The organism is Nostoc sp. (assembly GCF_036916985.1).
Classification (GTDB): domain Bacteria; phylum Cyanobacteriota; class Cyanobacteriia; order Cyanobacteriales; family Nostocaceae; genus Nostoc.
Genome location: NZ_JBALFD010000027.1, coordinates 291,936 through 313,138, shown reverse-complemented (window position 1 = coordinate 313,138; position 21,203 = coordinate 291,936). Strand labels below are relative to the sequence as shown.

Here is a 21,203-nt window from a genome sequence, read left to right as displayed (position 1 = left end):
TACATTAATAAATTTTAAATCCCGTGACTTTGAGCCTGTCTGTTGCTACATCTTATCGCCAACCCTGGCCTGGACTGATAGAAGCCTATCGCGAATACTTGCCTGTCAGCGAAAACACACCGATTGTGACTCTGTTGGAGGGTAACACGCCTCTCATCCCAGCGCCAGCGATCGCAGAACGTATTGGCAGACAAGTACGGGTTTTTGTCAAATATGACGGTCTCAATCCCACCGGCAGTTTCAAAGACCGGGGAATGACTATGGCAATTTCCAAGGCCAAGGAAGCAGGGGCAAAAGCAGTAATTTGTGCCAGCACGGGTAACACCTCAGCCGCCGCCGCCGCTTATGCCAGACGTGGGGGAATGAATGCCTTTGTACTGATTCCCGACGGTTATGTGGCGCTAGGCAAGTTGGCACAAGCGTTGCTATATGGGGCAGAAGTATTGGCAATTAAAGGTAATTTTGACCAAGCCCTAGAAATTGTCCGCGAGATGGCTGAAAGCTATCCAATCACTTTGGTGAATTCAGTCAATCCCTACCGCCTAGAAGGACAGAAAACAGCAGCTTTTGAAATTGTCGATGCCCTGGGTGATGCCCCAGACTGGTTATGTATTCCCGTAGGCAATGCGGGAAATATCACAGCATATTGGATGGGATTTTGTCAATATCATCAAGCGAGAAAGTGCGATCGCTTACCCCGAATGATGGGATTCCAAGCAGCAGGTGCAGCCCCCTTAGTACACGGTAAGCCAGTGGCGCATCCCGAAACCCTAGCGACAGCAATTCGCATTGGCAACCCTGCTAGTTGGGAGTTAGCGATCGCAGCCCAAACCGCCAGTCAGGGAAATTTCCACGCCGTTACCGATGCCGAAATTCTCGATGCTTATCGACTTTTAGCAGCATCAGAAGGTATCTTCTGCGAACCTGCTAGCGCCGCTTCTGTCGCTGGCTTGTTGCAGGTGAAAGACCAAGTTCCCACAGGGGCGACAGTAGTTTGTGTCCTCACAGGCAATGGTCTAAAAGACCCGGATACGGCCATTAAACACAATCACAGTCAATTTCAACAAGGTATTGCAGCAGAATTGGGCGCAGTAGCTAAGGCAATGGGATTTTAGGGTATTGGGGATTGGGTATTGGGGATTGGGTATTGGGGACTGGGTATTGGGGACTGGGCAATAATCAATAGTTTTTCTTACCCTGCTTCCCCTGCCTCCCCTACTCCCCCTTCTCCGCCGCCACTGCTCGTTCGCGTGTCAAGCTATCAATAGCATCGCCCAAGGCAGTAGTTAGGCTATTGCGGCTTTGGGCGTGGTTATCTTGCTCAGTTTTCAAAGCTTGCAAAAGGCGATCGCGTTCTTTGATCGCAGCGATGAGTTTAGCTTGCAAGTCCTCGACAGATTTTAGCTGCTCTATTTCTTGTTCGATAGCTTTGATTGTTGTCCCAGTTTCCAGCGTCCCTGTTTCAAGATCTTGGAGTTTGTGCAAATCTGCCTTGAGAGATGCGATCGCCTGTTGGGAGAGTTGGGCATCTGTGCGGCGTTGTTCTGCTTCTGTGTTATAAAGTTGACGCCATTTTTGGGCACTTTCCCAAGCAGCATCGCGCTCGTGTTGCAGGAATGCCATTTGCTCTTTGATTGTCTGGATTTCTGTCAACCACTGCTGTGTTAAATCTTGATTCATAAATTAATAGTCATCGGTCGAGAGTCAACAGTTATTATTCTGCTATCCCAGATTGCTTTATGTCTCTATATCTGATGAGCTTTCCATGCTTAACGTTTATTTTGTAAACTTTGAATGGTAGCGATCGCATGTTTTGCCACAATATCAATCTCTTCTTCTGTATTAAACCTGCCAATACCAAACCGCACTGAGGCATAAGCTAGCTGTTGGGGATGTCCCAGTGCTGTGAGAACATGGGAAGGTGCAGTATTTGCCGACGAGCAAGCAGAACCAGAAGATATGGCCATTACTGGCTGTAATCCTAGTAAAAGTGCGGCTCCATCTACTCCCTCAACACTGATACTCAAGTTTCCCGCCAATCGTTCTTGAGGATGTCCATTGAGATGAATTCCCTCAACTTGCGAAAGCTGTTCCCACAATCTGTGTCTTAATTGGGTGAGGCGTTGGTTTTCTGTTGCTTGTTCAGCCAAAGCGATTTCTACAGCTTTCCCAAAGCCGACAATTTGCGGTGTATACAATGTACCAGAACGCATTCCTCGCTCATGTCCGCCGCCGTGCTGCTGGGGAGCGAGTTTTACTCTGGGGTCGCGTCTGCGGACGTATAGCGCTCCAATGCCTTTAGGCCCATATACTTTATGGGCTGTTAGTGACATCAAGTCAATTTTCATCGCTTGCACATCCAAGGGAATTTTACCAATAGCTTGGGCTGCATCGGTGTGGAAAATGATATTGCGATCGCCTCCAACAGCGCCTAGCCCCTCGCGGCATATTTCTCCAATTTCTGCTAAAGGCTGTAACACGCCAATTTCATTATTTGCAGCCATCACCGATACCAAAATCGTTTCAGGACGTAAAGCCTTTTTTAACTCAGTTAAATCAATCAATCCATCTTTTTTTACAGGGAGAATAGTAATTTCAAAACCGAGACTTTTTAAATAATTACAAGGATCAATAACTGCACCATGTTCCGTGGCAACAGTGATAATATGCTGACCTTTTTTAAAATAAGTTTCGGCAACACCTTTAATAGCTAAATTATTTGCTTCTGTTGCACCACTGGTAAAAACAATTTCTTCTGGAGTAGCGTTGATTGCTGCCGCTAAAATTTCTCGCGTTTGCTTAACAGCGGCTTCTGCTTCCCAACCATAAACATGACTAATACTTGCTGGGTTGCCAAATTTTTCTGTGAAGTAGGGGAGCATTGCTGCGAGTACCCGTTCATCTATAGGTGTAGTAGCGTGACCATCAAGGTAGATAGGACGAAGAGACATAATTATTAACTCAAACTTTGACTTAGTTTTCTTAAAATTCTGAGAACTTGATATAATTCATTTTCTCGCTTAGATAAAGTGAATTTATCAGACAAAGCATACTTCGGTTTATCTTGCTTTATCAGCTTGATAAATTGAAAATCTTCTCCATTAGTTACACATCCAAACACAGGTTTGTCTGGATTATGATTGCCCAACATATAAGCCAGTGCTTGGGGTATGGCTGCTAAAATAGAAAAGCTAGCTCTTTTCGATTCAATTACTAACAGCCACAATTTTTCTTTAATAACCAGAACATCAATGCGCCCTCTGATAATTTCTTCTTCATCCTCTAAGGCAATTTCTAGAGATTCTTCAGTAGTCAGAAAAAATGGTTCACGATAGAATCCTGCCAAGTCTAATAAAGGAGATAAAACTACCATCTTGACTGCATTCTCTAAGATTGGTGGATATTTAACCAATCTCATAAAATTAGTTTTAACTCTATCTAGATATTGTTTTTCTATATCTGTGATTTCTGACAGAGTTTCAAACCACTCTGTAAAAAAATCTTCACCTTCAGTTTGTTGTAGACCAAATCTTGCTTCTAAATAAGCAAGGCTAACATTGTGAGCTTGGATGACTTCAACCATAATTATTTCAAGTTGCGAAAAGTCTAGTTTCTTTCTTCAATCATCATATCGGCAGTTTCTAGAGCAATTTTATGTAGGATTGCTGTCACTATACTTATATCCAATTGCGTTACGTAGCAGCTAATTCCCGTAATTTAGTTAAAACTGCCTGAGCATGACCTTTGGTTTTTACATTAGGCCAAGCATAGACAATAATTTTATCAGGTGAAATTAAAAAAGTTGAGCGGGCAACACCCATATATTCTTTGCCCATAAATTTTTTCAAGCGCCAAGCGCCGTATGCTTCTATCAGAAGATGTTCTGGGTCACTCAAGAGGGTGATTGACAGGTTATGTTTGCTGATAAATTTACAATGGGACTTACCCGAATCTGGACTTACGCCTAAGATTTTCGCTCCTAATGCGCTGAAGTCTTGATACAAATCGGTGAAATCTTTCGCTTCGGTGGTACAGCCAGGGGTGTCATCTTTGGGGTAAAAATAGAGAACAATCCACTGACTGCTGAGATCGTCGAGAGTGACCGAATTGCCATTTTGATCGGGAGTAGAGAAATCTGGTGCTGGTTGTCCGACTTGGGGAATGTTGCTCATGATGGGGATGTGAGAGATTGTGTAAGCGTAGCCGGTCGTATCTTAGATACTGATGTCATAAAATTGAAGAAAATATGACAAAAAAAGTGAAAAATTCCGCATCAAAGCTATCGATAACAAGTGCAAAAAATCTTGCCCTGGCGAATTATATGAGACTGTTGGTCAATTCACGGTGGGTTTGACCCCTCACCCCTAAAACATTGGTTTGGCGTTGCTTTCCCGCCCTGAAATAAATTTCGGGCTAATAGCTCAAGTCCTTTGAAACGGACTAAAATCAGACTAATGAGGAATGATGGGTTAAATCCGCTATTAATTCGCCGACAGTCTCATATAATTCGCGGCTACACTGGCATTGTCCGCCTCCGCGGGTTTTAAATTCTTTGAGTCCGCCTACGCGGACGAAAGTTTGTGTAGCCGCAATTTCTAATCGCCTAGTATATTTGCTTAATTAAGCTTTAGCAATATTTTTGTTAAATTATCACCTAACTTTTCAATAGATTCTTGCTGTTTAGGATCTTTCAACGTGCCATCAGGATTGAAGGCTTCGTAAGCTTTGGGTACGGCTATCTGGTCGGGAAGTACCAAAACTTTGATGTTTCCTAAAATAGACCGCAGGTGAACCAACCCCCGCAAACCACCAAGGGCACCAGGGGAAGTACTCAAAATGGCAGCAACCTTACCTGCGAAAGCTGCTAATGGTGCTTCATTTGGGGCTGGACGGGATGCCCAGTCAATGGCGTTCTTGAGAACTGCTGTGAGTGAACTGTTATATTCTGGCGAAGCAATCAGCAATCCTTGATGAGAAATCAGCAAATCCTTGAAAGTACGGGCGTTGGTAGGTAGTCCTTGTTGAGCTTCCAAATCTTCATCAAACAGAGGTAAAGGCAAATCGCGGAGGTCTATATAAGTAACTTCTGCGCCTGCTGCTTTAGCGCCAGCCGCCGCGATTTTTACCAGTTTTTTGTTGTAAGAATCAATCCGAGTGCTGCCAGCAAAGGCGAGGATTTTGGGTGTAGATGCCATAGTTTTAGGTTGAATGCGAAGGATTGGCTAGTTCAGCTGCATTATCCTGTTTTCAGGCGATCGCTATTTGCTACCTTTAGAGTTTCTTTAGAAACTTTCTCGTTATGGCAAATTGGTCAGACTCCTATCTCGGCAAGTTACGACAAGTTGTAGGCGATCGCCTACTTCTGATGTTTGGCGCACGCGTGATTATCGAGGATAGCTTGGGGCGGGTTTTATTGCAAAAGCGAAGTGATTTCAAAATTTGGGGGCTACCTGGCGGCTGTCCAGAGATAGGCGAATCTGCCGAAGAATGTTCAACACGAGAGGTTTTTGAGGAAACTGGTTTAACAGTTAAGCGTTTTACCGCTGTGGGATTTTCTTCTAACCCAGCCTATGAAACTGTAACCTATCCCAATGGCGATCGCGTGCAAAACTTCATTTTGATTTTGCGAGCCGTTGAATGGTCAGGCAGTCTCGCTTGCTTAGATGGAGAATCGCTGGCGCTGGAATTTTTTGATTTGGCGAACTTACCTATTTTAATGCCAAACGATCGCCCTGTTTTAGAAAAGTTTCAGGAATACAAGAAAAGCGGCGAATTTCAATTGTTCTAAAAATCTAGTGATTGAGATTTTAAGTACTACATTGTAGAGGCACATATTTATGACCTCTACACATTTTTTTACGTCCCATAAAGGACTTTTAAATCAAAAAATACCCGACAATATTGAATAATTTATTTGTTGTAAATCCCGAAAAATGTTAAAATACAGTAACTTGCTAAGTCTACCGTATTTTGTGCAAAAACCTATAAAAAATACTTGATATTATGAATATCAATACCCAGTGGATCAAAACAGATGTACTCGTCATTGGCGGTGGTACAGCAGGAACAATGGCAGGCATCAAAGCAAGACAAGCCAATCCTGATGCAGATGTGCTGATTTTAGAAAAGGCTAACATCCGTCGCAGTGGTGCGATCGCAATGGGTATGGATGGCGTGAATACCGCAGTTATTCCCGGTCATTCCACACCAGAACAATACGTGCGCGAAATCACCCTAGCAAACGATGGCATTGTCAACCAAAAAGCCGTTTATCAAACAGGCAAATTAGGTTATGAAGTCATCCAAGAATTAGAAAGCTGGGGTGTGAAATTTCAAAAAGATGCTCAAGGCAACTATGATTTAAAACAAGTGCATCGTGTGGGTAAATATGTCTTACCCATGCCAGAAGGTAAAGACCTGAAAACAATTCTTACCCGTCAAGTCAAACGCCACAAAGTCAAAGTCACGAACCGCGTTATGGCAACCCGTGTATTAGTCAAAGCCGGACGTGCTATTGGTGCAGTGGGATTTGATGTCAGAAACGGAGATTATATAGTCATTCAAGCGAAAGCAGTCATCCTGTGTACAGGTGCTTGTGGCAGATTAGGATTACCTGCTTCCGGCTATCTCTACGGCACTTATGAAAATCCTACCAATGCTGGAGATGGCTATTCAATGGCTTATCATGCAGGTGCAGAACTTAGTAATATTGAATGCTTTCAAGTTAATCCTTTAATCAAAGATTACAATGGCCCCGCCTGTGCCTATGTTGCTGGGCCTTTTGGCGCACATACAGCTAACGCTGAAGGAAATCGCTTCATTAGTTGTGACTATTGGAGTGGTCAAATGATGTTGGAAATCTGGAAAGAATTAAATTCTGGAAAAGGGCCAGTCCAACTCAAAATGACCCATCTTGATGAAGATACAATTGCAGAAATTGAATCCATATTGTGGGCGAATGAACGACCAAGTAGAGAACGCTTTCATCAAGGCAGAAATGAAGATTATCGCACTCACGGTGTAGAGATGCACATTTCCGAAATTGGCTTATGTAGTGGTCATAGTGCCTCTGGTGTGTGGGTGAATGAAAACGCTCAAACAACCGTCACAGGTTTATATGCAGCCGGAGACATGGCTAGCGTTCCCCATAATTACATGATTGGGGCATTTGTTTTCGGTCGCATAGCTGGAACTCATGCCATTGAATATATTCAAGATTTAGATTTTATCGAACCAGATACAGATTTTTTAGAAGCTGAAAAATCCAGAATTTATGCACCTTTAACTCGCCCGAATGGTGTACCCCATACTCAGGTAGAATATAAATTAAGACGCTTAGTTAATGATTATCTGCAACCACCAAAATCAGGTAATAAAATCGAGATTGGTTTAAAACATTTTGTCCAATATCAAGAAACATTAGATTTAATGGGCGCTCGTGATCCCCATGAATTGATGCGTAGTCTAGAAGTTCACTTCATTCGTGACTGTGCAGAAATGGCAGCCAGAGCATCATTATATCGTCAAGAAACCCGTTGGGGTCTTTATCATTACCGCTTAGATTATCCAGAAAAGAATGATGAGGAATGGTTTTGCCATGTCAATTTAAAGAAAGATGAATTAGAGCAAATGATATTATTTAAGCGTCCTGTAGATCCTTACATTGTGGAAGTAGATGCAGTCAAAGAAGTCTATAATGTTGCCGTTAAGTGAGAGGATGTTTTAAAAGTTTTGGGCGAAATGTAGGGTGTGTTGTCGCGTAGCGCAACGCACCATCAACAATTCAATAACTTTTCTAGAATACAGCCTAAGATCATAAAAATGGGTTATGAAGCAATAATTTTTGATCTCGATAATACACTGTTGAATTTTGAGCTATGTGAACGCCAAGCTATTCTGGGAGCGCTTGAAGATTGTGCAATATCTTTAGATTTAAATGGAGTCAGTGAGACTAATTTTCTTCAAGTCTTTGAAACTTATAATTCCCAGTATTGGAGACAGCGAGAAACCTTTTCTCCTATTGAGTTAATCGAGATGTCTTATCGAAGTACACTTGCTCAATTAGATATACAAACAGATCAAATCAGCAATCTCGGTGAAAGTTACTGGCATATTTTTAATCATTTTGCTGTGATGGAATCTGATGTAAATGAAATGCTAACTGTTCTCGCACGCAATTATCGTTTGGCTGTGATTACAAACGGGTTTGTATCAGCGCAACTACCGAGAATGCAGGCTGCTGGAATTGAGCATTTTTTTGAGGAAATTGTAGTTTCTGAAGCAATTGGTTTTGCTAAACCATCTCCTGAGATATTCCATTATGCATTATCTAGGTTAAATTTAACACCAACAGAAGTTCTTTACGTTGGAGATTCTCTAAAGCACGACTATGCAGGAGCAACACAAGTCAATATTGATTTTTGCTATTACAACAGAAAAAATCAAAATTTGCCACCAGAAGCAAAACCAAAGTTCATCATAAGTGAACTATTAAATTTACTAGGATTGTTTAACTAACAGGTTTTTGATTTCTTCATCTCAAGTTAGGGATAATGGACGAAAAAGTATGGCGATATTCAAATTTTGACAGAGATTGATATAGGTTATCGTTTTATCCGTGCAACGCTGGATAACTAAATTATTGTAATTTTAAAAAATTAAATTATGACAAACAAAGTTAGTGTAGGTGATAGAATTAAAATTAGACACGCTGAGATTAAAGATGTAGACAGAATTGCTAGTCTTTGCGAACAACTTGAATATTCTGTGACAAATCAACAAATAGAGCAGCGCCTTACTAAAATTAAAAATAACAATGCTCATATTGTGTATGTTGCAACTTTAGAAGATGAATATGTAATAGCTTGGGCACACGCTCATATTTGTGACTCAATAGTTATTCCGACTCCAGCGATTATTTTGGGATTAGTTGTAGATAAAGATTATCGTCATAGTGGAATTGGACGTTGTTTAATGCAGCAAATTGAGCAGTGGGCTTCTCTGGCTGGATGTGATAGTGTTCTGTTACGTTCTAATATAAAACGCAAAGAAGCTCACTTGTTTTATGAAAAAATTGGCTATACCAATATCAAACAATCATTTACTTTTAATAAGAAATTGATTTAGTGAAAAACATGCAGTTAATTAATATATTTAACACTCACCATCTGCTTGGTGATTGTCTGCGATTTAAACATTTGAATGAACTACGTCATATACATCTAATACCATTTCACTTTAATAATAATACAAATACGCTGGTAAGGGCATGGCAATGCCATGCCCCTACGATAAATCTATATGTATCAGGATTTTCGTGAATTGGTATAAACAACTTACAATCGTGAGATAATTCATGCAAGCTTATCCCATTTATTTGACCAATTAGCAGTTTCAGTACAAAATCAGGGAGAAATTTTATGGCTTTAATCAATCAAAGAATAGATGTTCCTGTGATAGTTGATGAATCGAAATGTCTAGAAAAATGCACAGCCTGTATTGAGGTTTGTCCCTTGGATGTATTGGCAAAAAATCCAGAGACGGGGAAAGCTTATATGAAATATGATGAGTGTTGGTTTTGTCTACCTTGTGAAAAAGAATGTCCAACGAATGCAATTACTGTACAAATTCCGTTTTTGTTGCGCTAGTTGTGTGCAGTGACAGAAGAAGTAATTATTTCTAGAGGATTCAAAATGTCTGCAAGTAATAATTTGGAATTAAAGCAATGGTTGGAAATGTTGCGATCGCCTGATATAAATGATCGGATAGTAGCTGTCAAAACTTTGCAGCATCTAGGCGATGATGACACAATAGATGCTTTAATTATCGCTTTGAAAGATGAAAATGTTACTGTTCAGAAAATAGCCATATCTGCCCTTTGGGAAATTGCTAACCCTGTGGCAATCCCGGCTTTAATTGAAAGCCTTGCTTCAGCAGATATAGATATTCGCACTGAAGCTGCATCAGCATTAAACGAGTTAATTACACAAGACGAATTGTTACTTTTGCTAGATAAACTTCAAAGTAATGATGTAAATCTTCAATTAAATATTTTGGTGCTTTTGCGGAAAATACATGATATTCAATCTTTGCCATATATTTTGCCATTTTTAGAATCAAAAAATTCTGAGTTAAGAGAAGCAGCCGTTACGACACTGCGATATATCAATCAACTAGAAAAATGTCCACAAGCTTTAAATTTAATCTTTGATGAAGAAGCAAGTGTACGTCGTGCTGCGGCTTTAACTTTAGAACATTTACAAGATACAGAAGTGATTACAATCCTTTGTCAAGCACTCACAAATGATAGTGACTGGCAAGTTCGCCGGAATGCAGCTAAATCTCTGACTATTCATGCAAATAATCAAGCGATTTCCGCATTAGAAACAGCTTTAAATGATGAACATTGGCAAGTGCGGAAATCAGCAGCACAAGCTTTGCAAAAAATTCCAGATATTCAAGTTATGCCGAGATTAATTCAAGCCTTAACAGATGAATATGCCGATGTACGGAAAGAAGCTGCGATCGCACTTGGAAATTTAGCTCATCCTGACGTTATTAACCCCCTGCAACAAGCCTTAGATGACCCTGATAAAGAAGTGTCCATCCAAGCGCAACGGGCAATTCAGAAGATTCAAAGCAATAGTCTCAAGGGAGCAATAAATAACCAAGAGAAAGGCTTCTCCTAATTATGTCTGACCACCAATCCCCCTTTCAGCATTCGGAACAAGAAGTAAAACCAGATACTAATCCCCATCAGCAAGAAGTCATCCAACTTCTGAAACAGGTTATCGAACCTACCTTAAAAAATGATATCGTTAGCTTAGGAATGGTACGAAATCTCCGCATAGTTGATGACTATGTTTACTTGCGTTTATATATCGGTTCCCATCAGCAGCAATTACAGACAGAAATTCAATCTAGATTATCATTTTTAACTTGGTGTAAAAAAACTTATATTCAAATTTGTACAATTCCTGGTGTTAAAATCACTCTAGCAGTTTCTAGCGGCAAAGGTGGCGTAGGTAAATCAACAACATCTGTGAATATAGCCGCTGCCTTAAGATTACAAGGTGCAAAGGTTGGGCTACTAGATGCTGATATTTATGGCCCTAACGTACCGCAAATGTTGGGTTTAGGACAAGCTGAGATTCAAGTAATTCATACTCCTACAGGTGATAAGTTTTTACCTCTAGAAGTTCAGGGAATTAAGCTAATGTCAGTTGGTTTACTTGTAGAAGAAAACCGTCCTTTGGCATGGCGTGGCCCTGTGTTGCATAAAATTATCACTCAATTTTTGCAAGATGTGGAATGGGGCGAATTAGATTATTTATTAATAGATTTACCTCCCGGTACAGGTGATGCTCAAATCACAATTATCCAAGAAAGCCCTGTTTGTGGAGTAATTATCGTGACAACTCCTCAGCAAGTAGCGATCGCAGATGTCCGACGTAACATATATATGTTTCGCCAAGTCGGTGTTCCCGTCCTTGGGATCGTGGAAAATATGAGCTATTTAATCTGTGGTAATTGTGGCGCACGCACGCCAATTTTTGGCAGTGGTGGCGGCGAAAAACTCGCAGCAGAATTACAAGCGCCACTGCTGGGGCAAATTCCGATTGATCCCGATATTTGTAGCGGTGGTGATACTGGAAATCCGATTGCAATCAGGGATCGCACTTCGCCTGCAAGTGAGGTTTTTGTCCAAATTGCCACTGCGCTTAACGCAACTTTTACCAATTCCAGACAACCTGATTGAATTGGGGATTGGGAATTGGGGACTAGGGATTGGGAATATTCTGTCCAGGCGTCAATACTTGAGCTGCGGTCAAATTTAGCATTGGAAAAGTTACTGACTTAATAACGTCTGTTCCTTGAAACACGGCTTCTTCATACAGTCCATCTACCAGAGTCAGCAGGGTAATTCGGGCTTGAGTAGCGTCAACAATCCAATATTCAGGAATACCTCGTGCTGCATACTCAGAACGCTTATAGCGATAGTCTCTATCCTCATTTACCTTTCCTGGAGAGACTACTTCAACCACCATTACTGGAGGAGGCATATCTGGAGTGATTGTAGCCCGTCCTCCTGCGATCGCTTCTAATAACTCTTGTGTCAAGATCATCAAGTCAGGCAGTCGCACACGAGTCCGGTTGCCGATAACCACAAGTTCTGTATCTTTATGGCGGATAAGTTGAATTGGGACAAACTTGAGAAACTGTGAAAGTAGATAGAGAGAGATTAAGTTATTTCTATCGCTTTCCGGTGGCATTTCAACCAACTCTCCATCCACAAGTTCGTACTTAACGTCTGTGCCATCATCGTAGGCAAGATATTCAACCAGAGTGAGTTTATCGACTGCTGTGGTCATCAACTTTTTTGCTTAATTATCACTCCATAACTTATATTTTACCCTTGATAAGTCTTTCACTGAACATGATATAAAACGTCAAATCTTGACTTTAGTCGCTTCTAGCAGCTTGACGCTGGCATAAATAGCATCAATATAAGGTGTGGGAATTTGAGTGAGTTTTCCCAATTCTGCCACTGCGCCAACAATCGCGTCTATCTCCGTAGCGCGTCCAGCTTCAATATCTTGTAGCATCGAGGTTTTATGAGCGCCAACATTTTCTGCCCCATTGATTCGCTGTTCTAAAGTGATGCCAAACTTTATACCCAAGTTTTCTGCGATCGCTTGAGTTTCAGTCATCATTTGCCGCGCTAATTCACGGGTGAGGGGATAGCGACAAATATCCTCTAGAGTCGCACCAGTCAGGGCACTAATAGGATTAAAGGCCACATTCCCCCACAACTTGATCCAAATTTCCGTGCGAATTTGATTGCGGATTGGGGCTTTGAATCCTGCCTGTTTTAAAGTCTGTGCTAATAATTGGATGCGTTCTGTTTTAGTGCCGTCGATTTCACCGAGAGTAAAGCGATCGCCTTCAATATGTTTAATTACACCTGGTTCAATTATCTCAGTTGCCGGGTAAACTACACAACCGATGGCGCGTTCAGCACCAATACCAGCTTCAATAATCCCATCTGGGTCAACAGATTGAATTCGCGTACCTTCATACTCACCGCCATGCTGACGAAAATACCACCAAGGAACGCCATTTTGGGCTGTCACCACCATTGTGTGAGAATTATAGAGTGCAGGTAGAAGAGGTGCGATCGCAGGTACACTATGAGCCTTCACAGTTAAAATTACTACATCCTGTGGCCCTGCTGACTGAATATCGCTAGTTGCCAAAGTCGGAGTAGCAATTTGGCTAGAACCGTCTGCCATGAGCAACTTCAGCCCATTTTTTTGAATTGCCTCCAAATGAGAACCACGCGCAATCAGGGTTACTGCTTCACCAGCCAGTGCCAGTTTTGCCCCTAGATATCCACCAATTGCACCCGCACCAACAATACAGATTTTCATTTTGTCAAAAGCTTATGAGTCGTGGAAGACAGTATCCAGTTGCTTTTACCTCAAACAGCTACGCTTTGCAGGGCTGATAGTAGGTCTTGATGAACAGATTTTGAGGCAGCTACGATCAATCCAGGCAGACTATAGTTTTTACAAGTATGCAGTGGTGGTAAAGTCGAACCGTCGAGAGTAGTCAAAATCCAGCCAGTCTCTTTCGCAATAAAAGCGAGTGCAGCACTATCAAGAAATTTGCCCGATTTGATGACTGCTCCACTCAAGTCGCCACTAAGAATACCATTAAGATTGGGAATCTGAATATCACTAGAGTAATCGGTCGCTATATCGATTACTTTATATCGATCTTTTAGTAAATGAGCAATAGAATTCATTCCCCATCCCAACAAAATAGCAGGTTGGGCAGATGTTATATGTAATGGGGCACAGGCTTCTAAGCTCATCTCCAACGTCCCTTTAAAAGCACCTTCACCTCGAAGGGCGTAAAAATAAATGTTTTGGGCAGGAGAAATAGCAATTACTGCTTCAAAGTCATCCGAATTTAGAATACTGAGAATAATTTGGTAATTAGAATGTCCATCCATATAAAACTTCGTGCCATCAATCGGGTCGAGTGTAACTAAGTAATCACCTTCTGAACCGAGTTCGGTAGCCCGAAAATACTTGGTATTATTAGAACTTTCATATTCTTCACCATAAAAGCGAATATCTGGAAAAGTGGCCAGTAATACTACTTCTATTAGATTTTGAATAGCTACATCTGCATCAGTAAGGGCGGCAGCAAAAAAGTTTTTTGCTTGTTCTTTAGCAGGAAGTGCAGCAATTTTTGGTTGCAGAAAATTGGCATAGGCTGCTGCCACTTTGAGATGAGGGAGTAAAGTCTCTAAAATTAATCGAGTAGTTGGTGTTGTGGACATTGCAGCAAACTCCTTTTAGAAATAATCTACCGTTGGCAAAGCGATAGAATTCTATATGTACACAAAGTTACGGTATCATTTGGATGCAATGATACTACCGTTACTATATTACTTTCATCTGTATGTCTCAAAGAGCCTACAGAGAAATCGCAATTTTTATCGTAAATTAAAGGTTTCAGATCGAACGTCAACACTTAGTACAGCATTTCATTAATTTATAGCTAATTAAATTTTGCAATACCCTACAATGCCAATGCGTCGGGTTGCATTGTCAATGCGTCGGGTTGCATTGTTAATGCGTCGGGTTGCATTGTTAATGCGTCGGGTTGCATTGTTAATGCGTCGGGTTGCATTGTCAATGCGTTGGGTTGCATTAAAAACGCTACGCTTTTACGCAAAACTGCTGTAGCTAAAGTTACCCTACAAAAAGCAAGCTACAATCGGGCTTTAAACTCCCATCTGAAACTCTCTTATCTACAAGACGCTACGCGTAACTTGCTTCCCTGTAAGAGTAGAGTTTTGAATTATTATTGATGGTTTTAGGAAACTTTTTCGGGCTTCTTCTGAGTTAATTTGGATAGCTTATGACGTTTGAGTATTGAAGGTGCGCCCAGAGTGCCAAGGATGAGTAAGCTAAAGATAGAAGTGGATTCAGGGATGGTGATGATGCTTGCAGAAAAACTAATGGGTAACTGACTATCTTCCAATCCCAAATTTTCAAACCCTGGTATGATTGGCGGCGCAGAAAAAACCTCTAAATAACCTGGTGTCGGCAAAAAACTCGCGAAAAATGGATTAGAATAGTTCCCTCCCGAAGTGGAATACCCAAAACCATCACCTGTTAACTGCTGAGTATTAAGACTAATTAAATTATCAACATTATAAGGTTCGTTGCCTGGTATGGGAGTTCCAGCGGGTTGCAGACCAGTAATTGTTTCACCATTTCGTGTACCAGTAATTCCAGAGATCAGGTAAAAACCCAAATCGTTAGGGGTGTCATTAGTGGTCAGAGTACCGTTTGCTGCTATGCCGGTACCAGAATAATTCCAGTTCCAATTTAAAGCAGAGGCGGTTTGCATTTTCCCGAAAGCTAATCCAGATACGGTGGTGAAGGCTATGGCAGATAGAGCTAGATTTTTCATGGAAGTCGTTAGTGCGATCGCGGATCTTCTAGAATTTTCCCATGTATTGTACGGAATCCCCAGTGACTAAAACTTGTTGTCCTGGATTTGACAGCCGCACTGTTTATTTTATTTTGATCAAAATGCTACTCAAAAACAGTCATAACTAAAGCAGCAAGTCCTTTGTAACTGGAGTTAAGAAGCTAATGCCGTGGTTTGTAAAAATTGAAGAAGGGAAAGTTGATAAACCTACCTTTGACCAATATGTACCTGCTCACAAAGCCTACATTCAGGACTTAATTGCTAAAGGACACAAAGCGCGAACAGGCTATTGGGCGGAACAAAGAGGCGGGATGTTGCTGTTTGAGGCAGCTTCCAAGCAGGAAGCAGAAGCGATTGTGGCTGACGATCCTTTGGTGCAACACGGTTGCGTCAACTATCAGCTTTATGAATGGCGAATTGTTATGGAATAACACACACTTACTGACTTTTCATGTTATTCTTTTAGAAGACCTGGATCTATGCGATCGCAACACCCAAATCTTGTCAGAACCGGAAGGTAGCAGCAACACGGGAGGCTTGTGGTAGGCGTAGTCTCCGGGTCGCCCTATTTTTAGGAGCCTTCAGCAACAATGCCTGGTTTTGGAGATATTGTTCAAAAAGCTTTTTACCTCGGTGTTGGATTAGCTTCTTACGCAGGTGAGAAAGCAGGGGGAAAATTAGCCCAAGTGCGATCGCAAGTCCAAAAACTGGCAGATGAAATGGTTGCAAAGGGCGAAATGAACACAGAAGAAGCCCGCCGCTTCGTTGAAGAGATGATGAAGCAAGCCCAACAGGCTCAACCATCTGCTGAAACCTCTGAAAAAACACCCCCTTCTGAACCTCGTCGCATTGAAATTTTAGAGGAAGATGAAGAACCAACGGTGAAAGAGGTATCAAATGATGAGAATGTAGATAAATTACGCCAAGAAGTGCTAAATCTACAAGACGAGTTAAAACGATTGCAACGCGACCAATAGCATTCTTTATTTGGAATATTATTAATAAGTGGCATTTTGACATGACACTTCGGATAGAAACTTGATAAGATACATTGCCTAGTGTGTATTTTAGTGCTTCAAGCCAGATAACACAAAGCGTCCTGTTTATAGCCTGCAAAGGTGTCAAGTTTATGGAACAGTGGCAAAAAGATTTAGCAGAAATCGTTGAAATAGTGGCTGAAGAAGTAGAGCGTTTCTTCCTGGGAATGAGTGAAGTGGTAGACGCATTTTTTGAGCTAACGGAAGAAGTCACCGAGCAAGTACATAATAACATTGTTACTGAAGTCGATCAGTATTTGCAGGATTTTGCTGAACCAATGATGGAAGCTTACTGGGAATTGGAAGACATTGTTGCAGATGTAGATCCGGGTTTTCCTTATTTAGTTGAACCCACAGCCGAAAAAAATCCTGCCTGCATCGGTTGTTGTCATTACCACGGGCAAGTATATGGTGGTAATTTGTTAGTTTGTGGTATGCATCCCCACGGTTGTGAAGATGAGAATTGTCCAGATTGGGAGAAGGAAGAGTATTGAGAGGCAGGGGGCAGGGGGCAGGGGAGTAATTACAAATTACAAATTACAACTAAAAATTAACAAATGACAACTGATAAATTATCTGAAAGTGTATCCCAGGCAAGCCAAGAAATGAAGTATGGCGAACGCGACATTGCAGAAGGTAAACTAATTACCTTTCCGAATCCGCGTGTCGGGAGGCGATATGACATTAGCATCACTTTGCCGGAATTTACTTGTAAATGTCCGTTTTCCGGTTATCCTGACTTTGCGACAATTTACGTTACTTATATGCCTGATGAACGGGTAGTGGAATTGAAGGCGCTTAAGCTTTACATTAACAGTTACCGCGATCGCTACATTTCCCACGAAGAATCTGCCAATCAAATTTTGGATGATTTTGTGGCTGCTTGCGATCCGTTGGAAGTCACGGTGAAAGCAGATTTTACGCCTCGCGGTAATGTACATACTGTGGTTGAAGTGCGTCACCAAAAGTAATATCATCACTGATGAGCGCTGATGGCATTAATTGGCAATCTTCTTTGCCGCAGATTGCACTTGAAGCACAACTTTTTTAGACAAAGGAATATACCCAAGTTCCAAACTGGATTTTTGCCCGTCAATCACCGCCCAATCAACAAAGTTTTTCAGCGCTTGAGCTTTGACTCGGTTTGGATATTGCTGATAAGTTAAAAGCCAGCTGTAAGTAACGATGGGATAAGATTGGGCATCGGTAGGATCGGTGATAAAAGCAATTAAGTTATCGGCGGGTAATTTCACTGCTTCTAAAGTTTGAGCTACAGATTTTGGTGTCGGCGCAATATAATTACCAGATTTATTTTCTAAAGCAGCCACAGGAAGTTTATTTTGTTTGGCGTAAATATACTCTACATAGCCAATAGCTCCGGGTATTTGTTGAATTAGGGCGGTAACACCTTCATTACCCTTGCCACCAATTCCTACTCGCCATGCTACAGATTTACCAGCCCCAACTTTGCTTTTCCATTCGGGACTTATGGCGCTTAGGTGTTGCGTTAACACGCTTGTAGTCCCACTACCATCAGTTCGGTGTACAACCTGAATCGGTAAATCGGGTAAACTTACTCCTGGATTAGCTGCGGCTATTCTAGGATGATTCCAATTTGTAACTTTTCCGAGAAAGATATCGACGTAAACTTGGCGTGGTAGCCTGAGAGCAGTTGGTACATTGACTTGAGGTGACTGCTGTGCAACTGGTTTGAGGTTATAAGCCAGCACAATAGAACCGGCTGTTAGAGGTAAAGCAATCACTCCCCGTTTGATTTTGCCTGCTTGTTCATTTGTAATTCCCACATCACTAGCTGCAAAGTCCACAGTACCTTCGATGAGTTGTTGCACTCCAGCACTGCTCCCTATAGCTTGATAGTTAATTTGTACATCAGGATGTTGCTGGTTATAATCTGCAAGCCAGCGCTCATACAAAGGTGCAGGAAAACTTGCCCCAGCACCAACGAGAGAAATATGTTTGATGTTTCGATTATTAGCAGTACAAGAAGTGATATTTAATAAAACAGCGATTAGGGGTAGAAGGTAAACGCGTCCCTTAAATTGAAGTTGAGCAGATATAGAAATCTTTTGTTCCAATGTTGAATAAATACCTCTAGAAATTTTCTAATTAATTGTAAATAACTTTGAAACGCAGAGGAGCGCAGAGGTTAACGCATAGGCGCTTCTCTACGAGATGCTACGCGAACGCCTTCCCGCAGGGTAGGTACGCAAAGTCATCCTCGGCGTTACTCTGCGATTTCCTTCTCTGCGAGACGCTGCGCGAACGCTAATGCGAATGCGCCCCTGGAGCGTTTCAAACTTCAATCGCCGCCTCTTTCTCCTCACCTTTTGGCTGTGAACTCAGCCGATCTAAAATATCTAAAACCTCTTGTTCAAAAGCAACTTGAGCGCGATTAGTTTTGCCACCAATATACAAGCGATCGCCTTTTTGTAATGCCCAGATTTGTGAGTGAGAAAAGTAACTCATCACCACACCCAGCATCAGCAAGCCAAACCCTGAGTAAACAATTGGAATGCCTGGATCGGCTTTAATTTGTAAGCCTGTGCTACCAATGACATCCAAAATTTTCAGCTTCACACCATTTATTTCGGTGTACATCCCAGCGCGGACTGTATCAACGAGTTTGCCAGTGGCATCATAAATTAATACCATCCCTTGCAAGTCTTTCGCTAACAGGGAGACACCCTCGCTCAAATCCGGTTTAGTAGGAACCCAGGTTCCCCAAATGCGCCCGTTACCGTTGGTGTTCAATTGCGCCATCGGTAGCTGAAAAACGGGGCTGTTGTTAAATTGGACGCGAACGCCTGCAATTCCCCAATCAGTTTGATAAAAAGTTATGCCATGATAGCGCAGAGGTTCGTTGACAAAAATCTTCTTGTGGTCAATTTCCTTTCCCTGATTATTCAAGACAGACAGATCAGAATAAAATTGATCGATGCCACCAGATGGAGTGTAATCAATCCAAAAACGATTGACTCGCACAGACCAATCTTTCGGGATTTTTGCAGCTAAAGGCCCAGCATCGACAATATTTGTCACTTGAAATGTATCGCCACTAGCAACCATTTCCTGAGCCAAAAACCCAGTCATCGCGCCCCAAATTCCCCCTAGCAAAATAGCGACGATGCCAATATGAACGATAATTGGGCCGATGCGTCCGACTATTCCCTTGCGGGCGTAAAGGAGATTTTCTTTTTCTTGATTTGGAAAAATTTTATAGCGGTGTTTCTGTAATATTTGGCTGAGAGAATCTAGGGAACCAGTATCTAGTTCTGTACTTAAAGCTAATTTTTGAAATTGTCGTGGTTCTTCGTAATATTTCCAGCGCTGGGCAGCTTTTAAGGCTGGTAACTGCCGGGTAAATGAACAAGCAGTTAAGCTAGTACCAAATAAGATAAGTAATGCCAGAAACCACCAGGTACGATATACGTGGTCCAATCCAACTACTTGAATTACCTTCCAAGTTAAGAAACCAAATAAAGCTGGATGTTCTGGGTAGTTGGCTTGGTAAAATCCGGGTGACTGACCTTGTTCAATGACAGTACCGGTGGAGCTAAAGATTGCAATCAATAGCAGTAGTGCGATCGCTAATCGTAAGTTAGTCAGTACAGGCAAAAGCTCTTGCCGTAAGAACTGCCCAGGTATTGCCCACCATTTTAATTCTTTTGCAGCTGAATCTTCTAAAGTCATTACGTGTAAAATCTAACAAAGGTATTGATATTAAAGACTGCCGAGGGGAATTCGAGAAATTAAGGAAAATACACCGAATCCTACCAATAGTGCCCCACTAACTGGATTAATCCAACCAGACCAGCGACGCAATTCTAGTAATTTTTTAATTGAAGCTGTAAAAGTACCCGCCAAAATCAACGGTGCTACATAACCGGCTGTGTAAGAAAGTAGCAAAACAGCACCTAAAATTAAGTCTTGTGTATTGGCAATCCAACCTAGTAAGCTGGCTAAAACAGGCGTGCTACAAGGGGATGCAACTAAGCCAAAAGTCAGTCCCAGTAAATAGGAACGCAATCCTGTTGGCAAATCTGGCGAAATCCAATTCGTTTCATTCAAGGATGGAAACTGTAAAGGCAGTGCTTCTAATAAGTTCAGCCCCATGAGAATGGCGATAATGCTGACGATAATCGGCAAACCAATTCCCACTTGTCCGTAGACTTTTCCAACTAAACCTGCTATAATACCTAGCCCTGCTAGTGTAGTGGCTAAACCCAAAGCAAACCAAGTTGATTGGGCAGCAGCTTGCAAGCGGCTTTTGGCTTCATAACCGCCGATGTAACCAATGGTAATTGGCAGCATGGAAAGCATACAGGGTGTGAGACTGGTGAGCAAGCCAGCGCCAAAAATGATACCAATACTCATCACGCTAAGGTGCGTCAGTTGGTTAGAAACAAGGCTGTTGGCAAATTGTTCTAGTTGATAAATTTGGGTTTGCAGGCGATCAAACATGGGGAGCTTCTGAGCGGGAAATGCTTACTCTGCTTGAATTGTAGCTTATTTTTGTCTGTTGAGTCTGTAGAAGTGATTATCCGTACCTGATATCATCTAAATTTTATCTGCCCCAAGAAATGTATCTAAAATACAATTAAGCTCGGATTATCCCTGAAGAAACACGGCTGG

The 21,203-nt window shown here is 41.7% G+C and carries 25 protein-coding genes and 1 other RNA gene; 14 read left to right on the top strand and 12 right to left on the bottom strand.

Annotation, left to right across the window (positions count from 1 at the left end; genetic code table 11):
- Positions 1 to 23: 23 nt before the first annotated feature.
- Positions 24 to 1,115 carry a threonine synthase gene (gene thrC, locus V7L07_RS11525; RefSeq protein WP_335057839.1) on the top strand — a complete coding sequence of 364 codons (1,092 nt, stop codon included), beginning with the start codon at positions 24 to 26 and terminating at the stop codon, positions 1,113 to 1,115.
- Positions 1,116 to 1,215: 100 nt separating this feature from the next.
- On the opposite strand, the gene V7L07_RS11520 is transcribed toward thrC, so the two are convergent.
- The 5 genes from V7L07_RS11520 to V7L07_RS11500 all read right to left on the bottom strand — a co-directional run bounded on the left by V7L07_RS11520 (position 1,216) and on the right by V7L07_RS11500 (position 5,195).
- The gene (locus V7L07_RS11520; protein WP_335057838.1) at positions 1,216 to 1,680 is read right to left on the bottom strand and encodes a hypothetical protein; all 465 of its coding nucleotides are present in this window, start codon (positions 1,678 to 1,680) and stop codon (positions 1,216 to 1,218) included.
- 89 nt (positions 1,681 to 1,769) lie between these two features.
- Positions 1,770 to 2,951, bottom strand: coding sequence for a cysteine desulfurase family protein (locus V7L07_RS11515; RefSeq protein ID WP_335057837.1), 1,182 nt, complete (start codon positions 2,949 to 2,951; stop codon positions 1,770 to 1,772).
- Positions 2,952 to 2,956: 5 nt separating this feature from the next.
- Positions 2,957 to 3,583 carry a type I restriction endonuclease gene (locus V7L07_RS11510; RefSeq protein ID WP_335057835.1) on the bottom strand — a complete coding sequence of 209 codons (627 nt, stop codon included), beginning with the start codon at positions 3,581 to 3,583 and terminating at the stop codon, positions 2,957 to 2,959.
- 109 nt (positions 3,584 to 3,692) lie between these two features.
- On the bottom strand, positions 3,693 to 4,172 hold the full coding sequence (gene bcp / locus V7L07_RS11505; protein WP_335057833.1) for a thioredoxin-dependent thiol peroxidase: 480 nt from the start codon (positions 4,170 to 4,172) through the stop codon (positions 3,693 to 3,695).
- Positions 4,173 to 4,616: 444 nt separating this feature from the next.
- Positions 4,617 to 5,195: an NADPH-dependent FMN reductase gene (locus V7L07_RS11500; RefSeq protein ID WP_335057831.1), complete on the bottom strand. Its 579-nt coding sequence runs from the start codon at positions 5,193 to 5,195 to the stop codon at positions 4,617 to 4,619.
- Between the two features lie 104 nt (positions 5,196 to 5,299).
- Here V7L07_RS11500 and V7L07_RS11495 point away from each other — a divergent pair, with 104 nt between their 5' ends.
- The 7 genes from V7L07_RS11495 to V7L07_RS11465 all read left to right on the top strand — a co-directional run bounded on the left by V7L07_RS11495 (position 5,300) and on the right by V7L07_RS11465 (position 11,758).
- A complete protein-coding gene (locus V7L07_RS11495; protein WP_335057829.1) occupies positions 5,300 to 5,788 on the top strand; it encodes an NUDIX hydrolase in 489 nt (162 codons plus the stop codon).
- Between the two features lie 215 nt (positions 5,789 to 6,003).
- On the top strand, positions 6,004 to 7,713 hold the full coding sequence (locus tag V7L07_RS11490; protein ID WP_335057827.1) for a fumarate reductase/succinate dehydrogenase flavoprotein subunit: 1,710 nt from the start codon (positions 6,004 to 6,006) through the stop codon (positions 7,711 to 7,713).
- Between the two features lie 108 nt (positions 7,714 to 7,821).
- The gene (locus V7L07_RS11485) at positions 7,822 to 8,517 is read left to right on the top strand and encodes an HAD family hydrolase (RefSeq protein ID WP_335057825.1); all 696 of its coding nucleotides are present in this window, start codon (positions 7,822 to 7,824) and stop codon (positions 8,515 to 8,517) included.
- A 147-nt stretch (positions 8,518 to 8,664) separates the two neighbouring features.
- On the top strand, positions 8,665 to 9,126 hold the full coding sequence (locus V7L07_RS11480) for a GNAT family N-acetyltransferase (protein ID WP_335057823.1): 462 nt from the start codon (positions 8,665 to 8,667) through the stop codon (positions 9,124 to 9,126).
- A 293-nt stretch (positions 9,127 to 9,419) separates the two neighbouring features.
- Entirely contained in the window at positions 9,420 to 9,647 is a 228-nt protein-coding gene (locus V7L07_RS11475; RefSeq protein ID WP_012408944.1) for a 4Fe-4S dicluster domain-containing protein, read from the top strand.
- A gap of 45 nt (positions 9,648 to 9,692) precedes the next feature.
- Entirely contained in the window at positions 9,693 to 10,688 is a 996-nt protein-coding gene (locus V7L07_RS11470; protein WP_335057821.1) for a HEAT repeat domain-containing protein, read from the top strand.
- A gap of 2 nt (positions 10,689 to 10,690) precedes the next feature.
- Positions 10,691 to 11,758 carry an Mrp/NBP35 family ATP-binding protein gene (locus V7L07_RS11465; protein ID WP_335057819.1) on the top strand — a complete coding sequence of 356 codons (1,068 nt, stop codon included), beginning with the start codon at positions 10,691 to 10,693 and terminating at the stop codon, positions 11,756 to 11,758.
- Positions 11,759 to 11,780: 22 nt separating this feature from the next.
- On the opposite strand, the gene V7L07_RS11460 is transcribed toward V7L07_RS11465, so the two are convergent.
- The 3 genes from V7L07_RS11460 to V7L07_RS11450 all read right to left on the bottom strand — a co-directional run bounded on the left by V7L07_RS11460 (position 11,781) and on the right by V7L07_RS11450 (position 14,350).
- Positions 11,781 to 12,371 carry a Uma2 family endonuclease gene (locus V7L07_RS11460; protein ID WP_335057817.1) on the bottom strand — a complete coding sequence of 197 codons (591 nt, stop codon included), beginning with the start codon at positions 12,369 to 12,371 and terminating at the stop codon, positions 11,781 to 11,783.
- 78 nt (positions 12,372 to 12,449) lie between these two features.
- Positions 12,450 to 13,430: a 2-dehydropantoate 2-reductase gene (locus tag V7L07_RS11455; RefSeq protein WP_335057815.1), complete on the bottom strand. Its 981-nt coding sequence runs from the start codon at positions 13,428 to 13,430 to the stop codon at positions 12,450 to 12,452.
- A gap of 50 nt (positions 13,431 to 13,480) precedes the next feature.
- Positions 13,481 to 14,350 (bottom strand): inositol monophosphatase family protein, encoded by an 870-nt coding sequence (locus tag V7L07_RS11450; RefSeq protein ID WP_335057813.1) that lies wholly within the window; start codon positions 14,348 to 14,350, stop codon positions 13,481 to 13,483.
- Positions 14,351 to 14,582: 232 nt separating this feature from the next.
- Between V7L07_RS11450 and V7L07_RS11445 the strand changes: the two genes are divergently transcribed.
- Entirely contained in the window at positions 14,583 to 14,759 is a 177-nt protein-coding gene (locus tag V7L07_RS11445) for a hypothetical protein (protein ID WP_335057811.1), read from the top strand.
- Positions 14,760 to 14,889: 130 nt separating this feature from the next.
- On the opposite strand, the gene V7L07_RS11440 is transcribed toward V7L07_RS11445, so the two are convergent.
- Entirely contained in the window at positions 14,890 to 15,492 is a 603-nt protein-coding gene (locus tag V7L07_RS11440; protein ID WP_335057809.1) for a PEP-CTERM sorting domain-containing protein, read from the bottom strand.
- 185 nt (positions 15,493 to 15,677) lie between these two features.
- Between V7L07_RS11440 and V7L07_RS11435 the strand changes: the two genes are divergently transcribed.
- From V7L07_RS11435 to queF, 5 genes are all read left to right on the top strand, one after another.
- Positions 15,678 to 15,944 carry a YciI family protein gene (locus V7L07_RS11435; protein ID WP_179064534.1) on the top strand — a complete coding sequence of 89 codons (267 nt, stop codon included), beginning with the start codon at positions 15,678 to 15,680 and terminating at the stop codon, positions 15,942 to 15,944.
- Between the two features lie 37 nt (positions 15,945 to 15,981).
- Positions 15,982 to 16,078, top strand: an RNA gene (ffs, locus tag V7L07_RS11430) — signal recognition particle sRNA small type.
- Positions 16,079 to 16,103: 25 nt separating this feature from the next.
- Positions 16,104 to 16,490 carry a phasin family protein gene (locus V7L07_RS11425; RefSeq protein ID WP_334774593.1) on the top strand — a complete coding sequence of 129 codons (387 nt, stop codon included), beginning with the start codon at positions 16,104 to 16,106 and terminating at the stop codon, positions 16,488 to 16,490.
- A 152-nt stretch (positions 16,491 to 16,642) separates the two neighbouring features.
- Entirely contained in the window at positions 16,643 to 17,044 is a 402-nt protein-coding gene (locus tag V7L07_RS11420; protein WP_335057807.1) for a hypothetical protein, read from the top strand.
- 63 nt (positions 17,045 to 17,107) lie between these two features.
- Entirely contained in the window at positions 17,108 to 17,521 is a 414-nt protein-coding gene (gene queF, locus V7L07_RS11415; RefSeq protein ID WP_335057805.1) for a preQ(1) synthase, read from the top strand.
- Positions 17,522 to 17,548: 27 nt separating this feature from the next.
- Here queF and pstS read toward each other — a convergent pair whose 3' ends face one another.
- From pstS to V7L07_RS11400, 3 genes are all read right to left on the bottom strand, one after another.
- Positions 17,549 to 18,646 carry a phosphate ABC transporter substrate-binding protein PstS gene (gene pstS, locus V7L07_RS11410; RefSeq protein ID WP_335057803.1) on the bottom strand — a complete coding sequence of 366 codons (1,098 nt, stop codon included), beginning with the start codon at positions 18,644 to 18,646 and terminating at the stop codon, positions 17,549 to 17,551.
- A 217-nt stretch (positions 18,647 to 18,863) separates the two neighbouring features.
- The gene (locus tag V7L07_RS11405) at positions 18,864 to 20,261 is read right to left on the bottom strand and encodes a cytochrome c biogenesis protein (RefSeq protein ID WP_335057801.1); all 1,398 of its coding nucleotides are present in this window, start codon (positions 20,259 to 20,261) and stop codon (positions 18,864 to 18,866) included.
- 30 nt (positions 20,262 to 20,291) lie between these two features.
- A complete protein-coding gene (locus V7L07_RS11400) occupies positions 20,292 to 21,032 on the bottom strand; it encodes a cytochrome c biogenesis protein CcdA (RefSeq protein ID WP_335057799.1) in 741 nt (246 codons plus the stop codon).
- Positions 21,033 to 21,203 lie beyond the last annotated feature (171 nt).

Bases quoted from the DNA above. Each gene is read 5' to 3' on its own strand.
- V7L07_RS11520 (WP_335057838.1), bottom strand. From the start codon at position 1,680: ATGAATCAAGATTTAACACAGCAGTGGTTGACAGAAATCCAGACAATC.
- V7L07_RS11515 (WP_335057837.1), bottom strand. From the start codon at position 2,951: ATGTCTCTTCGTCCTATCTACCTTGATGGTCACGCTACTACACCTATA.
- V7L07_RS11510 (WP_335057835.1), bottom strand. From the start codon at position 3,583: ATGGTTGAAGTCATCCAAGCTCACAATGTTAGCCTTGCTTATTTAGAA.
- bcp (WP_335057833.1), bottom strand. From the start codon at position 4,172: ATGAGCAACATTCCCCAAGTCGGACAACCAGCACCAGATTTCTCTACT.
- V7L07_RS11500 (WP_335057831.1), bottom strand. From the start codon at position 5,195: ATGGCATCTACACCCAAAATCCTCGCCTTTGCTGGCAGCACTCGGATT.
- V7L07_RS11495 (WP_335057829.1), top strand. From the start codon at position 5,300: ATGGCAAATTGGTCAGACTCCTATCTCGGCAAGTTACGACAAGTTGTA.
- V7L07_RS11490 (WP_335057827.1), top strand. From the start codon at position 6,004: ATGAATATCAATACCCAGTGGATCAAAACAGATGTACTCGTCATTGGC.
- V7L07_RS11485 (WP_335057825.1), top strand. From the start codon at position 7,822: ATGGGTTATGAAGCAATAATTTTTGATCTCGATAATACACTGTTGAAT.
- V7L07_RS11480 (WP_335057823.1), top strand. From the start codon at position 8,665: ATGACAAACAAAGTTAGTGTAGGTGATAGAATTAAAATTAGACACGCT.
- V7L07_RS11475 (WP_012408944.1), top strand. From the start codon at position 9,420: ATGGCTTTAATCAATCAAAGAATAGATGTTCCTGTGATAGTTGATGAA.
- V7L07_RS11470 (WP_335057821.1), top strand. From the start codon at position 9,693: ATGTCTGCAAGTAATAATTTGGAATTAAAGCAATGGTTGGAAATGTTG.
- V7L07_RS11465 (WP_335057819.1), top strand. From the start codon at position 10,691: ATGTCTGACCACCAATCCCCCTTTCAGCATTCGGAACAAGAAGTAAAA.
- V7L07_RS11460 (WP_335057817.1), bottom strand. From the start codon at position 12,371: ATGACCACAGCAGTCGATAAACTCACTCTGGTTGAATATCTTGCCTAC.
- V7L07_RS11455 (WP_335057815.1), bottom strand. From the start codon at position 13,430: ATGAAAATCTGTATTGTTGGTGCGGGTGCAATTGGTGGATATCTAGGG.
- V7L07_RS11450 (WP_335057813.1), bottom strand. From the start codon at position 14,350: ATGTCCACAACACCAACTACTCGATTAATTTTAGAGACTTTACTCCCT.
- V7L07_RS11440 (WP_335057809.1), bottom strand. From the start codon at position 15,492: ATGAAAAATCTAGCTCTATCTGCCATAGCCTTCACCACCGTATCTGGA.
- V7L07_RS11435 (WP_179064534.1), top strand. From the start codon at position 15,678: ATGCCGTGGTTTGTAAAAATTGAAGAAGGGAAAGTTGATAAACCTACC.
- V7L07_RS11425 (WP_334774593.1), top strand. From the start codon at position 16,104: ATGCCTGGTTTTGGAGATATTGTTCAAAAAGCTTTTTACCTCGGTGTT.
- V7L07_RS11420 (WP_335057807.1), top strand. From the start codon at position 16,643: ATGGAACAGTGGCAAAAAGATTTAGCAGAAATCGTTGAAATAGTGGCT.
- queF (WP_335057805.1), top strand. From the start codon at position 17,108: ATGACAACTGATAAATTATCTGAAAGTGTATCCCAGGCAAGCCAAGAA.
- V7L07_RS11405 (WP_335057801.1), bottom strand. From the start codon at position 20,261: ATGACTTTAGAAGATTCAGCTGCAAAAGAATTAAAATGGTGGGCAATA.
- V7L07_RS11400 (WP_335057799.1), bottom strand. From the start codon at position 21,032: ATGTTTGATCGCCTGCAAACCCAAATTTATCAACTAGAACAATTTGCC.